Origin of the sequence: Arsenicitalea aurantiaca (assembly GCF_003994485.1) — a bacterium.
GTDB classification, from domain to species: domain Bacteria; phylum Pseudomonadota; class Alphaproteobacteria; order Rhizobiales; family Devosiaceae; genus Arsenicitalea; species Arsenicitalea aurantiaca.
On the sequence record NZ_RZNJ01000005.1, the window covers coordinates 53,081 to 66,617 of the forward strand.

General features: G+C 65.8%; 9 protein-coding genes and 1 pseudogene. 3 read left to right on the plus strand and 7 right to left on the minus strand.

What is annotated here, in order from left to right; genetic code table 11:
- Positions 1-14: 14 nt before the first annotated feature.
- The gene (locus tag EMQ25_RS14225; protein WP_127189270.1) at positions 15-1,940 is read right to left on the minus strand and encodes an ABC transporter substrate-binding protein; all 1,926 of its coding nucleotides are present in this window, start codon (positions 1,938-1,940) and stop codon (positions 15-17) included.
- A 244-nt stretch (positions 1,941-2,184) separates the two neighbouring features.
- On the opposite strand from EMQ25_RS14225, the gene EMQ25_RS14230 reads away from it, so the two are divergent.
- The 3 genes and pseudogenes from EMQ25_RS14230 to EMQ25_RS14240 form a co-directional block, all read left to right on the plus strand.
- Positions 2,185-2,874, plus strand: coding sequence for a GntR family transcriptional regulator (locus tag EMQ25_RS14230; RefSeq protein WP_127189463.1), 690 nt, complete (start codon positions 2,185-2,187; stop codon positions 2,872-2,874).
- Positions 2,875-2,925: 51 nt separating this feature from the next.
- Positions 2,926-3,942 carry a zinc-dependent alcohol dehydrogenase family protein gene (locus EMQ25_RS14235; RefSeq protein WP_127189271.1) on the plus strand — a complete coding sequence of 339 codons (1,017 nt, stop codon included), beginning with the start codon at positions 2,926-2,928 and terminating at the stop codon, positions 3,940-3,942.
- Between the two features lie 166 nt (positions 3,943-4,108).
- Positions 4,109-6,007: pseudogene (locus EMQ25_RS14240) on the plus strand (cation:proton antiporter domain-containing protein); the annotation flags it as partial.
- Positions 6,008-6,811: 804 nt separating this feature from the next.
- Here EMQ25_RS14240 and purU read toward each other — a convergent pair.
- From purU to EMQ25_RS14270, 6 genes are all read right to left on the minus strand, one after another.
- Complete coding sequence (gene purU, locus EMQ25_RS14245) at positions 6,812-7,663, minus strand: formyltetrahydrofolate deformylase (protein ID WP_127189273.1); 852 nt, start codon at positions 7,661-7,663, stop codon at positions 6,812-6,814.
- An 82-nt stretch (positions 7,664-7,745) separates the two neighbouring features.
- Positions 7,746-8,534, minus strand: a complete 789-nt coding sequence (gene iolB, locus EMQ25_RS14250) for a 5-deoxy-glucuronate isomerase (protein ID WP_127189274.1) — start codon at positions 8,532-8,534, stop codon at positions 7,746-7,748.
- Positions 8,515-8,742 (minus strand): hypothetical protein, encoded by a 228-nt coding sequence (locus tag EMQ25_RS14255; protein ID WP_127189275.1) that lies wholly within the window; start codon positions 8,740-8,742, stop codon positions 8,515-8,517. The genes iolB and EMQ25_RS14255 overlap by 20 nt, the downstream gene beginning before the upstream one ends.
- Positions 8,739-9,626: a myo-inosose-2 dehydratase gene (iolE, locus tag EMQ25_RS14260; protein ID WP_127189276.1), complete on the minus strand. Its 888-nt coding sequence runs from the start codon at positions 9,624-9,626 to the stop codon at positions 8,739-8,741. The genes EMQ25_RS14255 and iolE overlap by 4 nt, the downstream gene beginning before the upstream one ends.
- A gap of 38 nt (positions 9,627-9,664) precedes the next feature.
- Complete coding sequence (gene iolD, locus EMQ25_RS14265; protein WP_127189277.1) at positions 9,665-11,512, minus strand: 3D-(3,5/4)-trihydroxycyclohexane-1,2-dione acylhydrolase (decyclizing); 1,848 nt, start codon at positions 11,510-11,512, stop codon at positions 9,665-9,667.
- A complete protein-coding gene (locus EMQ25_RS14270; RefSeq protein ID WP_127189278.1) occupies positions 11,509-13,425 on the minus strand; it encodes a bifunctional 5-dehydro-2-deoxygluconokinase/5-dehydro-2-deoxyphosphogluconate aldolase in 1,917 nt (638 codons plus the stop codon). The genes iolD and EMQ25_RS14270 overlap by 4 nt, the downstream gene beginning before the upstream one ends.
- Positions 13,426-13,537: the final 112 nt, after the last annotated feature.

The following is a 13,537-nucleotide window of genomic DNA, read 5'->3' on the forward strand; positions in this document are numbered from 1 at the left end:
TCTCCGGGAGGAGCTTAGTCGCGGTCGAACCACCACTGGCTGAGGGTCGGCGCGGGATGCCAGAGATTGCCCGTGATCGGGATGCCGTCGACGACGTTTCGCAGGTCGTTCGAGGTCATCATGTATTTGGGCATGGGGCGCGAGATGCCGATGTGGAAGAAGTTCTCGGCGGAAAGCTCGAGAAACTCCTGCATCTGGGCGAGGCGATCCTCGTCGGTGACGGCGGCATTGACGTCGTCATAGGCTTCCATCAGCGCCTGGACTTCAGCGGGCGGTTCTTCTCCAGTCGCTGGGTCGGCGTACCATTCGGCCCATTTCATCGCAAAGAAGATGTCGGCCTTCTGGAAGGGCATGTAGCAGCGCACATCGGTATAGGCTTCCGAGAGCCCGCCTACGCAGTTCCAGATATAGGCTTCCTGCTCGTTGGCGTACCACATGGTGTTGAGGCGCGCCCGGTCGGTAGTACGCAGCTGGATGTCGATGCCGACCTCTCGGGCGTAGCCCTGCACCAGCTGCATGACGTCGGGGTAGGAGAGCCCGAAGACGTCCGAGACCATGAAGTTGATGGTGAAGCGGTTCCCCTCGGGATCGAGCCGGTAACCGTCACCATCGCGCTCGGGCATGATCTCGTCGAGCATCTGGTTGGCAAGCTCGGGATCGAACTCGGTATATTGGGTGGCCAGCCGCTCATTGTAGAGCTCGTGCTCGGGCTGGATGGCGACCTGGGCCGGAGCGCCCTGTCCGACATAGACGAGGTCGATAATCTCCTGGCGATTGATCGCGTGGCTGAGCGCGATGCGGAAATCCTTGTTGTTGAAGATCGCGTTCTTGACCGGATCCTCGATGTTGAGGTTGAGCAGGATCACAGCGTCGTTGGCGGGCAGGTCGCGCACGTCGACGAACCGGTAATTGCCGCTCTCCTGGCCATCGAACAGCACCGAGCGGAAGGTGGCGTTGTTGATGTGGCGGAAGGCGAAGTCGAAGTCCCCGGAGGTCATGCGCAGCGCCATCAGCTGGGGGTCGTCGAGCTTGGCCCAGGTGACCTGGTCGATATAGGGCAGCTGGTTCCCCTCGGGATCGACCTTCCAATAGTAGGGATTGCGTTCGGCCACCACGCGCTCGCCGTCGGCGTACGGGACGGTCAGCACCCATGGGTTGATGGTGGGCAGCTCGAGGTTCTGCCAGAAGGGCGGCTGGAAGGTCAGCGACACTTTGGAGTTGAAGAGCGCGACCCAGTCGCCTGCGGCCGGATCGGCCGCGATCAGCTCGGGCAGGCCCTCGGCATTGTAGTCCTCGTGGAACTGGCTGAGATAATGCTTGGGGTAGATGACGGGCAAATGGCCCTGGCCATAGGCCAGCTGCTGGAGAAAGAGCCCGTAGGGCGAGGCGAATTTGAACTCAACGGTGTTCTCGTCGATCTTGGTGACGACGACCGGCTCGCCATTGACCACGAAGGTCGGGTTGCGCGAAGGCGACAGCGCCTCGTTCATGAACACGTCTTCATACCAGAACATGATGTCGTCGACGGTAAAGGGCTCGCCATCGCTCCATCTGAGGCCTTCGCGCAGCTTGAAGGTGTAGGTGGTGGCGTCGTCGGACGCGGTCACTTCCTCGGCAAGCGAAGGGACGACTTCGCTCCAGGTCGGATCCCAGCGGACCAGCAGCTCGTTGGCGACCGTGCGGGTCAGATTGTAGTGGTCGCCATTGGCGAGAATGGTGGTGCGGAGCGTGCCGCCATATTCGCCCACTCCATCGATCATCGTCTCGACATAGGGAGTCTGGGGCAGGCGCTCCTCGACGGGGGGCAGGTCGCCGCTTTCCACCCGGGCATCCAGGCTCGGCGCCTGGGAATAGGTCTGGGCCAGGGCGGGGTAAGCCGTGCCGGCCAGCAGCAATGCCGCCGCAGACGTCCAGGCGCGGGCCTTCAGGGTCAGTCTCATCACAATCTCCTCCTTCATGCGAGCGCAAGCGTCACGCCTCGCCCGGACCGTTCGCAGCGCAACAGGATGGAGCCCGGCACCGCTCGAGGTGCCGTCATGTTCCTCCCCCGAGGCGAAGTGGACCTTCGCTCTCTATCTGCTGGATGAACGCTGTCAGATCGTACATTATCTGTCAATTGCCATGTATGATCCAGACGAAAACAGAGGATTGGCGGGCGCTTGGAAAATGCCCTACAAGCCGGATATGGACGAGATGAACCGGATCCCCGAAACGCGGGTCGAGCAGCGCGAAGCCTATGAGGCGACCAGCGTCTACGAGCTGGTGCGCGAGGATATCCTGCAGGGCAAGCTGGCCGCAAACGAGCGGCTGAAGGTCTCGGTGCTCGCGGCACGCTATGGCACGAGCACCAATCCCGTGCGCGAGGCGCTGCAGCAATTGCGCGGCGAGGGCTTCGTGCTGTTCTCGCACAATCGCGGCGCTCGGGTGCGCCCGATCGACGAGGAGTTCGTGCGCGACATCTACGAGATGGAAGTGCTCATCGAGCCCTATCTCACCTCATGGTTCGTCGGGATCGCGACCGATGAGGACATCGCGCGGCTCGAGGCGATCCAGGATCGGATCGATGCGATCGGGTTCGAGGATCCAGAGGCCTATTCAGCGCTCGATACCCAGTTTCACCGGCTCATGTATGACCGGCACTACAATCGCCACGCGCTCGACATGTGGTGGAAGCATCGCGAGATCCTGCGCGCCATATCGCGGAAATTTCCCTTCGCACGCGGACGCCGTCGCGAGATTCTCAACGAGCATCGCCAGTTGATCGAGGCCATCAAGGACCACGACGCCACGACCGCCGCCCGCGTCATCGCCGCCCATGTCGGCGGATCGGGCCGCCACATCGTCGAGCACATGCGCGCCTCGCGCAATCTCTGAACTTTCCCTGCGGTGCCGCCGGCGCTAGGCTCCCCCCAAAGGGAGGCCATGATGAAAGCTGTGCGCAAGCTCGCAACGAACCGGCTCGAGCTCGTCGAGGTGGCGACCCCGCGCCCGGGGCCGGGCGATCTGCTCGTTCGGGTCGAGGCCTGCGGGGTCTGCGGCAGCGATCGCCACATGCTGGCGGGCGAATATCCCACCGCCGTGCCGGTGACACTGGGTCACGAGTTCTGCGGAACCGTGGAAGAGGTGGGGGCAGGCGTCACGCGCTTTTCGCCCGGCATGCGGATTACGGGCGACCCCAACATCGCCTGCGGACACTGCCCGGCCTGCCGGCTGGGCCGGGTCAATCTGTGCGAAAATCTCGTGGCGATCGGGGTGCAGCGCGATGGTGGCTTTGCCCAGTATGTGCTTGTGCCCGAGGGGCAGGCCTATGGGCTTGCCGCCTCGATGCCTGCCATCCACGGGGCCTTCATCGAGCCACTTGCGTGTTGTCTGCATGGGCTCGACGTCGCGCGCATCGTTCCGGGACAGAGCGTTGCGGTGCTGGGCGGCGGAGTGATCGGCATGCTGATGGTGCAATTGGCGCGGCTGGCGGGGGCCGCCGTCATCGTGCTCGTCACGCGCCAGGCCGAGCGGCGGACGCTCGCGCTCGAGATCGGCGCGACCCATACGATCGACCCCTCAGCCCATGACGCCGTCGCTGCGCTGCGCGCCCTGTCTCCGGGCGGCGTGGACGTCGTCCTCGAATGCGCGGGCGTGCCGGAGACCTTTTCGGGCGGAGTCGCGATGGCACGCTCGGGCGGGGTGGTCGTCGTCTTCGGGGTCACGCCACAGGGGGTGCAGGTGCCGGTCATGCCCTTCGATATCCTCGTGCGCGAAATACGGATCGAGGGCGCCTATCTCAACCCGCACACCCATGGGCGGGCGAGCGCTATGATCGAGGCGGGGACGCTCGAGATCGACCGGCTGGTGAGCCGTACGATCGGGCTCGACGCCCTGCCGGATGCATTGGCCGCGCCGCCACCGAGGGGCGAGATCAAGACCGTGGTGCTGCCCTGGGGATAATCGTGAGGTAGCGGACCTTCGGACCATGAGCCTCTGGCCATGCCCATGATTGCGCCGCATTTTTCCTGGCGTTAAGCAGCGTCGGCAGTCCATGGGGGCGAACCATGGGAGGAGTGCCGCGTTGCTGTTGCGGGGCCAGTTTGCCCCTTGAGCGCCGGAGATCGCCATGCACCACGACACGCCCCTGATCTCGACGATCGTCGCGGGTCTCGTCCTCGCCTTCATCTTTGGGGCGATCGCCAATCGCTTCCGCATGCCGCCTCTCGTGGGCTATCTCCTCGCCGGCATTCTGGTCGGTCCCTACACCCCCGGCTTCGTTGCCGATGCCGAACTCGCATTCGAGCTCTCGGAAATCGGCGTTATCCTCCTGATGTTCGGGGTGGGGCTCCACTTCTCGCTGCGTGACCTGCTGAGCGTACGCGCTATCGCCATTCCCGGCGCTGTCGTGCAGATCGGCGGCGCAACGCTGATGGGGCTCGGGCTCGGGCTCGTCATGGGCTGGGGCATCGGGGCGGGGCTCCTCTTCGGCCTCGCGCTCTCGGTCGCCTCGACCGTGGTCCTGCTCAAGGCGCTGCAGGAGCGGCGCCTGATCGAGACCGAGCGAGGACGAATTGCGGTGGGCTGGCTCATCGTCGAAGATCTCGCCATGGTGCTGGCGCTCGTGCTGGTGCCGGCGCTTGCCGGGCTCGCCGCCATCGAGGGCGGTGTCAATGTGGTGGATCCCTTCGTCAGCTTCTTCGAGCGGCTGATCGGCATGCCGCTGGGACTGCCGGGCGTTCTGGCGCTGACCCTCGTGAAGCTTGCCGCCTTCGTCGGCTTCATGCTGGTCGTCGGTCAGCGCATCATCCCGTTCGTCCTTCACGCCACTGCGCATACCGGCAGCCGCGAACTTTTCCGGCTTGCCGTGCTGGCCATCGCGCTCGGGGTGGCTGCGGGCGCGTCTTACCTCTTTGGCGTCTCACTGGCGCTCGGGGCGTTCTTTGCCGGCATGATCCTCGCCGAAAGCCAGCTCAGCCATCGGGCCGCGGAAGAAAGCCTGCCCTTACGCGACGCGTTCGCGGTGCTGTTCTTCGTTTCGGTCGGCATGCTGTTCGACCCCAGCATTCTCATCCGCGATCCGCTGCCGCTACTGGTCACGGTCTTCATCATCGTCTTCGGCAAGTCCATCCTCGCCTTTCTCATCGTCATCGCCTTCCGCAGGCAGGTATCGACAGCGCTCGTCATCTCGGCGAGCCTTGCGCAGATCGGTGAATTCTCCTTCATCCTCGCAAGCCTCGGAGTGGGTCTCGCCATCCTTCCGGTCGAGGCGCGCGACCTGATCCTGGGCGGCGCGATCATTTCGATCCTGCTCAACCCGCTCGTCTTCTGGGCGGTTGACCGGCTTCGGCCGCGGCTCGAAACCCGCTTCCAGCCCACAGGGCCCGTCGAGCCGACGCTCGAGCCGGGCGTTCGGGTCGAGCCCGGGATGGGTCAGGGTACGGTCTCGCCTGCCGCTCCGGCCGCCGATGATGATGTCGTTCCCAGTATCCGCCCCACCGCGTTGTCGCGTCATACCGTGGTCGTCGGCTATGGCCGGGTCGGCAGCGTCGTCGCCCAAGGCTTGGCCGGAGCCGGCCGGCCCGTCCTTGTGGTCGAGGATGCCGAGCCCCGCATTGCCAGCGCACGCGCTGCCGGGCTCGAAGTCGTTGTCGGCAATGCCGCAAGCCCGGACGTTCTGAAGCTCGCGAATGTTTCGGGCGCCAGTGCCATGCTGGTTGCCATTCCCAACGCCTTCGAGGCTGGCCAAGCGACCGAACAGGGACGCAGGCTCAACGCCAATCTCCGCATCATTGCGCGGGCGCATTCGGAGGACGAGCAGGCCCATCTGCAGGATCTCGGCGCCGATGAGGTGATCATGGGCGAGCGCGAGATCGGCCTCGGCATGCTGGGCTGGCTCACCGGCCAGCGTGCGCCGGGCGCAACCGACCCGGCAGGTGCCGCCGCCGCTTCTGCGCCCCTGCCGATTGATCTGGAGCCGGCCATCGGCGGTCCGCTTCTCGATCAGGCCCGGGTGACCGACATTCTTCCCGATCCCCATCTGCGCGAGGCCGGGCTCGGCCGGGAGCCTCTCGAGGGTCCGCTGACCGACGAGCCGATCGCGGTGCCGCCGAGCGATGAGCCTCGACCGATCCCACCCTCTCCCGTAGCGCTCGAGCCCACACCCGTCGAGCCTCTTCCCGAAGGGCCGCTCTACCCGGTCGAAGAAGGGCCCGCCGAACCGACGACACAAATTCCGGCGCTTGGCGAGATGCCCGATCTCCCGGGATCCGAAGAGGCAGCAATGCCGCTCGAAGATGCCGATCAACGGTCGGGCCAGATCGCCGAACCTTTCGAGCGCGAGGGCGAGCCGGCTGGTGAGCCGGGTATCGAGCCCGATCTCGGACCTGTCGTGCCGGGCCAGCCGGCCGACACGCCGGAGCCTCTCGAGCCACAGCCCTCGCTTGAGGTCGCAGCCGTGCCGGAGCCGGGCCCCGTGGCCGAGATGCCGGAAGATTTCGTCTATCCGACGGTGCCCGCATACGAGCCGCCAGCTCCTGAGCCTGATTTCGAGCCCACACCCGAGCCGGAAATTCCGCTTCAGCCGGCGCCGGAACCTATGCCTGCCCTGCCCGAGGAACTGCCGCCGATGGCGCCCGAGCCGGGAATCGTTCCCGGCTCGGTGGTCCCGGAGGCTCCCGCAGACATTCCGGAACCAGCCGATGCGCCCGAGCCGGAGACACCCCTCGAGCTTCCGGTGGACCGACCGGCCGAGGTGCCGGACGTAGCCCCGGAGCGGCGCGAGCCCGAAGAGCCGCGCGTGCCGCCGGTCAGGCCCGAGCCGAAGGGCTGATCAGCCGAAAACGACCGTCTTCCGGCCGTTCAGCATGACACGGTTTTCGAGGTGGAGCTTGACCGCGCGGGCGAGCACGCGGCTCTCGACGTCGCGGCCGGCTGCCACGAGGTCGTCCGGGCTCATCGCATGGGTGACCCGGGCCGTCTCCTGCTCGATGATCGGGCCCTCGTCGAGGTCGGGGGTCACGTAATGGGCGGTCGCGCCGATCAGCTTCACCCCGCGCTCATGGGCCTGGTGATAGGGCTTGGCGCCCTTGAAGGACGGCAGGAAGGAATGGTGGATGTTGATGATCTGCCCGTAGAGGCGGGTCGCGAACGTATCCGACAGCACCTGCATGTAGCGCGCGAGGACGACGAGGTCGGCGCCCGACTGATGAACGAGGTCGAGCACCTGGGCTTCCTGCGCTGCCTTGGTCTCGCGGGTGATCGGCAGATGGTGATAGGGCACCCCTTCATAGTCCGCCGTGGCGCGGCTGTCCTCGTGATTGGACACGATCCCCACCATCTCGGCGTCCAGCCACCCCACCCGGATCTGGTAGAGCAGATGCAGCAGGGCATGGTCGAATTTCGAGACCATGACCAGGATGCGCTTGCGTCGGCTCTGGTCGATCAGCGCGGAGCGCATGGAGAACCGCTCGATGGCCGGTTTCAGCGCCCGCTCGATCGCCTCCCGATCAACCCCGTCCGGCGCGGTAAAGGCAAGCCGCATGAAGAACTGGCCGGTCTCCCGATCCCAGAACTGGTTGCTCTCGGCAATATTGGCGCCTAGCGCGGCAAGCTCGGTGGTGATGGCGGCGACGATTCCCGGCCGGTCGGCGCAGGAGAGGGTAAAGACGAAATTGGCGGACATCTGGCGCTCCGGTCACGGGACGGGGGCTGGTATCGGCCCTCATCCGGCCGGGGTCAAGTGGCGGCTCCCGCCGGGCGCGGGTTCAGCGCACGAGCCACTCATGGTCGGGATCGTTGTGGAACCGCCATACCCGATGCGGTCCGGCCATGACGTTGAGATAATAGAGATCATAGCCATGGATGGCCGCGCACGGGTGGTAGCCGCGGGGCACCAGCGTCACGTCGCGATCCTCGATCACCATGGCGACGTCGAGGCTCCTGTCATCGGTATAGACGCGCTGGAAGCCGAAGCCCTGCGACGGGTTGAACCGATGGTAATAGGTCTCTTCGAGCTGGCTTTCGGCAGGCAGGTTGTCCTCGTCATGCTTGTGCGAGGGATAGGAGGAGGTGTGGCCGGCCGGCGTGATCACCTCGACGATGAGGAGCGCATGGGCAGGCTCGGTCTCAGGGAGGATGTTGGTGACGTGCCGCGTGTTCGAACCGGTACCGCGGGAAAACTGCGGCTCCGGCGTCACGATGCGTGGCGCATAGACGCCCTCGATCCCCGGAGCAGAGCAGACGGCGAGTTCGAGCGCGCTCGTCGCGGCGACGCTCCAGCTTCGGCCGGGGGGAAGGAAGATCGCCGCAGGCGCACCGTCGAAAGGGCTCATCCGCCCGCCCTGCATGCCGAAATCGACATCCTCGCTCACCACATGCCCCGTCCCCGAAACGAAGACGAGGCAGATTTCGCATGCGCCGGTTTCCCCGCGCACGGTTTCGCCCGCTGCGGCGCGGAAGACGTCGAAACCCACATAGCGCCAGCCGGCGCTCTGGGGCGTCACATGCTGGACAAGTCCGTTGTTGCCGTTTGGCCTAAGCCTCAGGTGAGCCATTGCGCTCTTCCGCCTTGTCGAGCTCTGCAGCCTTCTTGTCGAAGGTGATGAAGAAGTTCCAGACCGCATAGGCGACGAGCGCCAGGGCGAGGAAGCCCCAGAGCTGCTCGCCGCGCGACCATTCGAAGGCCGCCCAGCCGGCGCAGATTGCGGTGACCAGCACGCGGCGCCAGAGCGGCCTGAACCAGTTGATGTCGTTGGGCTTCAAACAAGGCCCCCTTCCTTGAGGAATCGCGAGAGATCGGCGTGGCCGCGCCGCGCATAGGTGGCGGGGTCGGCCTTTTGCGGGTCCTGCTCGGCCTCGACCACCACCCAGCCCGAATACCCGGCCAGCGCCCTGAAGATGGGAGGATAGTCGATCAGCCCGTCTCCGGGAACCGTATAGACGCCGGCCAGCACCGCATCGAGAAAGGACAGATCTTCCTGGCGCACCTGCCACATCACCTCCTCGCGCACGTCCTTGGCGTGGATATGCCTTATACGGGCCCGGTAGTGGCGGGCGAGCCGCTCCGGATCGGCGCCGGCAAAGACTGCGTGGCCCGTATCGAGCAGCAGCCCAACGGCATCGTCGGTCTCGTGCATCAGCCGGTCGATCTCGGCCTCGCGCTCAATGATCGTGCCCATGTGGTAGTGATAGACGAGGTCGAGCCCATCCTCTGCCTTCAGCCGTCGTGCGAGCGCGCTCAGCCGGTCCGCCCACTGGCGCCAGTCCGCCTTGTCCAGCACGGGGCGCGCCGACAGCGGCAGGGCCCGGCGACCGTGAATGGCGTTGGAGGTCTCCGCGACGATCAGGACCGAGCAGTCCATCTCCCTCAGAAGCGTGGCATGAGGCCGGATCGCCTGCCATTCCGCCTCGACGTCGCGCACGAGCAGTTCAGTCGAGTACCAGCCCGAAACGAGCGCGTGCCCGTACCGCTCGAGAATGGGGCGGAGCGTTGCTGCGTCGCGCGGAAACTTGTTGCCGAGTTCCATGCCGACAAACCCCGCCTCCCGCGCCTCGGCAAGGCACTGCTCGAGCGGTGTCTCCCCGCCGATCTCGAGCATGTCGTCATTTGACCAGCCGATGGGATTGGCTCCGATGCGGATCGTCATGTCGTCTCCCCCTGCCTCTTCGGTCGCCGCCTTCGCGATCACCCGCCGCGGCTTTGCAGCGCCTTTTCGTATTGGGTCCGTGCAGCGCGAACCTCCGCACGCGCCGAGATCTCGGGCACCGCGACATCCCACCAATGTCCGCCCGCCTCGGTCGTTGCGATCGGGTCCGTGTCGATGACGAGGACGGTCGTGCGGCGTTCATCCCTCGTGTCGGCAAGCGCGGTTTCGAGCTCGCCGATCGAGGCGACCTTGCGCGCGACTGCTCCCATGGATGCGGCATGCGCGGCGAAATCGACAGTGGGCAGCGTCTCGTGGCGTGTATCGGCGAAGAGATTGTTGAAGTTCGCGCCACCGGTCGCCATCTGGAGCCGGTTGATGCAGCCGAAGCCGGCATTGTCGAGCACGACGATGGTGAGCTTCAGACCCAGCATCAGGGCGCTGACGATCTCCGAATTGGCCATCAGATAGCTGCCGTCGCCGACCATGACGACGACGTCCGCTTCGGGTCGGGCGAGCTTGACCCCGAGCCCTCCGGCGATCTCGTAGCCCATGGTGGAAAAGCCATATTCGAGGTGGTAGCTGCCCGGTCCGCCGGCCGGCCAGAGCTTGTGCAGTTCGCCCGGCAGACCACCTGCTGCGCAGACCAGCACCGCCTCGCTGCCACGCGCCCGGTGAACCGCGCCGATCACCTGGGCATCCGAGGGCAGGGCGGCGTTGGTGGGCGCGAGAGCCGTTTCGGCTGCTGCCAGCCAGTGCTGGCGGCCAGCATCGGCCTGGGATTGCCAGGAGGCGGGCGCCTGCCAGCCCCGCAGAAGCGTGCCGAGAGCCTCAAGCCCGATCCGCGCATCGGCAACGAGGGGCAGGGCGCGGTGCTTGCCTGCATCGAACGGCTGCACGTTGAGCCCAATGATCCGGTGCCCGTCGGCCTTGAACAGACCCCATGAGCCGGTCGTAAAATCCTGAAGCCGCGTGCCCACGGCAAGCACCAGATCCGCTTCCTCGGCCAGCGCGTTGGCCGCCGACGAGCCGGTAACCCCGACCGCGCCCATGTTGAGCCTATGGGTGTGCGGCAGGCTGGACTTGCCCGCCTGGGTCTCCATCACCGGCACGCCATGAGCTTGGGCGAAGTCGATGAGGGCGGCGCTTGCTTCGGAATAGAGCACGCCTCCGCCCGCGATGATCACGGGGCGCTTCGCGTGCCGGAGGGCCTCGGCCGCCTCGGCCAGCTCCCAGGCGTCGGGGGATGGCCGACGATGATGCCAGACGGTCTCGGCGAAAAACTCTTGCGGATAGTCATAGGCCTCCGCCTGTACGTCCTGGCAGAGCGCGAGCGTCACCGGACCGCAGAGGGCGGGATCGGTCAGCACCTGCATGGCGCGCCGCAGCGCGGGCATGATCTGCTCGGGGCGCGTGATGCGATCGAAGTAGCGGCTGACGGGCCGGAAACAGTCATTGGCCGAGACCGTGCCGTCGGCAAAATCCTCGACCTGCTGCAGCACCGGATCGGGGAGGCGGTTGGCGAAAACGTCGCCGGGCAGCAGCAGCACCGGCAGGCGGTTGACGTGCGCGAGCGCGGCCGCGGTCACCATATTGGTCGCGCCCGGACCGATTGATGAGGTCACCGCCATCATGCGCCGACGAAAGCTCGCCTTGGCGAAAGCTATGGCGGCATTGGCCATGCCCTGCTCATTCTGCCCGCGGAAGGTGGGCAGGCTGTCGCGCACGCCGTAGAGCGCTTCGCCAAGACCGGCCACGTTCCCATGTCCGAAGATCGCAAAGACGCCACCGAAGATCGGCACCGTCTTGCCGTCGATCACCGTTTGCTGGCGGGACAGGAAGAGCGCAACCGCCTGTGCCATGGTAAGGCGAATGGTCTTGTCGCTCATCGTCCGTCTCCTCCCCCGCTCCCCTGCCAGACCGTGACCAGCGCACCGAAGCGGTCGGCCATCGCGTTCACCGCATCCTCCTTGGTCATCGTGCCAGCAAACCACGCCTTGGCGGCATCTGCAAAGATGGTTCTGCCCACGGCAAAGCCTCGGACGCTGCGGGCCGAGCGGGCGCGGGCGAAATCATCGGCCAGTTTGTCGGCTGGCGCGTCGAGCCCGAGCATCAGCACCCCGCGGCACCAGGGGTCGTTGGCTTCGATCACCTCGTCTATGGCGCGCCAGCCCGCCTCAGTCGCCTGCGGCTCGAGCTTCCACCAGTCCGGCCTCAGGCCCGCGGCATAGAGTTCGGCCAACACCCGCGCGGCGGTGTCATCGCCGACGGGCCCGTGCTTTGAGGCGATCACTTCGATCAGGATGTCCCGGCCGATCCGCCTCGCGGCCTCATGGGCGCCGGTCAGGGTCTCGATCTGCGCGGTGCGCAGCTCTTCAGGGTCGTCAGGGTGGAAGAAACAGAGGATCTTCGCGCAATGATCGATCGGCCATTCCACGAGCCGGCTGCCGGTGTCGGTGAAGAATTCGAGCTTCAAGGGGCGTGATCCCGGCGCTTCGAGCGGCCGGGCGATCCAGAGCTTTTGCTGCCCCGCCGCGAAAAGTGCGTCGCGACCATATCGATCATCGAGCAGCATGCCGAAGCCGGGCCGCCCTGCCGCGACGCGGGCCGCCGCGTCGACGGCGAGCCGCTTGAACGCCGAGATTTTTGCAGGCGTCGCCCCCGGCATGGCTTCGAACTGGCTGCGATGGTCGATCGCAAGCGCCATCATGAGGGGATATTCGTCGCGCCGGTTGGTCGCCCGGTGAATGTGGCTCAGCACCGGATCGCGCCGCAGCGCCCGTTCGGGGCTGCCGTTCTTGAGGAAATGCTGGAGCTCGGTCCAGCTCGGATTTTCCGGCGCGCAGAGCAGCCGGGAGACCGCAAAGGCGCCGCACGCATTGGCCCAGGTGGCGCTCGTTGCGTGCGGCTCGCCCCGCAGCCAGCCGCGCAGGAAGCCCGACATGAAGGCGTCGCCCGCGCCGAGCACGTTGTAGACCTCGATCGGAAACCCCTTGCCCACGATGCCCTGCTCGAGGTCTTCAGGAATTACCCCCTCATAGACGATGCAGCCCATGGGGCCGCGCTTGAGCACGATGGTGGCGCTGGAGTGTGCACGGATGGCGCGGAGCGCGGCGGGCAGGTCTTCTTCGCCCGAGGCGATCATCACCTCTTCTTCGGTGCCGACGATGAGGTCGCAATGGGGCAGGACCGCCTGCATCTTGGCGGTGACATGGGCGGAACGGATATAGCGGCTGCCACCCGCCTCATGTCCGGCCAGACCCCACAGATTGGGGCGATAATCGATGTCGAGAATGATCTTGCCGCCGCTCGAACGCGCAATGCGGATGGCCTTGTGCTGTGCCGCCTCGGTCGTGTCGCGGGAAAAATGCGTGCCGGTAACGAGAATGGCGCGGGCCGACCCGATCATCGCTTCGTCGATGTCGTCCTCGCAGAGCGCATTGTCCGCGCAATTGTCGCGCACGAAAATCATCGGGAAGGCGCTGTCGCTTTCCACCGCGAGCAGCACGAGCGCGGTCAGCCGGTCCGGATCGGTGACGATGCCCCTCGTTTCGACGCCCTCGCGGGCAAGCTGTTCGCGGATGAAGCGGCCCATCTGTTCGTTGCCGACCCGGGTGACGAGCGCGGAGCGAAGGCCGAGGCGTGCGGTGCCGACGGCGATGTTCGTCGGGCAGCCGCCGACCGATTTGGCGAAGCTTCCGACATCCTCGAGCCGCGTGCCGATCTGCTGCCCGTACAGGTCGACGGAGGCCCGCCCGATGGTGACGAGATCGAGCTCAGCGCTCTTGTCATTGCCGGTCATTACTCTCCCCCTCAGGCCCGTCTTCAGGCTCTGGACTTGCCCTCGGACCTCTTGTATGCCTCGATAAATGAAACGTCAATTCTGCAGCAGCAGAATTTGGAATATTCATTCC

What these genes read in the sequence shown, in the direction of transcription:
- EMQ25_RS14225 (WP_127189270.1), bottom strand. Translation starts at nt 1,940, where the DNA reads ATGAGACTGACCCTGAAGGCCCGCGCCTGGACGTCTGCGGCGGCATTG.
- EMQ25_RS14230 (WP_127189463.1), top strand. Translation starts at nt 2,185, where the DNA reads ATGGACGAGATGAACCGGATCCCCGAAACGCGGGTCGAGCAGCGCGAA.
- EMQ25_RS14235 (WP_127189271.1), top strand. Translation starts at nt 2,926, where the DNA reads ATGAAAGCTGTGCGCAAGCTCGCAACGAACCGGCTCGAGCTCGTCGAG.
- purU (WP_127189273.1), bottom strand. Translation starts at nt 7,663, where the DNA reads ATGTCCGCCAATTTCGTCTTTACCCTCTCCTGCGCCGACCGGCCGGGA.
- iolB (WP_127189274.1), bottom strand. Translation starts at nt 8,534, where the DNA reads ATGGCTCACCTGAGGCTTAGGCCAAACGGCAACAACGGACTTGTCCAG.
- iolE (WP_127189276.1), bottom strand. Translation starts at nt 9,626, where the DNA reads ATGACGATCCGCATCGGAGCCAATCCCATCGGCTGGTCAAATGACGAC.
- iolD (WP_127189277.1), bottom strand. Translation starts at nt 11,512, where the DNA reads ATGAGCGACAAGACCATTCGCCTTACCATGGCACAGGCGGTTGCGCTC.
- EMQ25_RS14270 (WP_127189278.1), bottom strand. Translation starts at nt 13,425, where the DNA reads ATGACCGGCAATGACAAGAGCGCTGAGCTCGATCTCGTCACCATCGGG.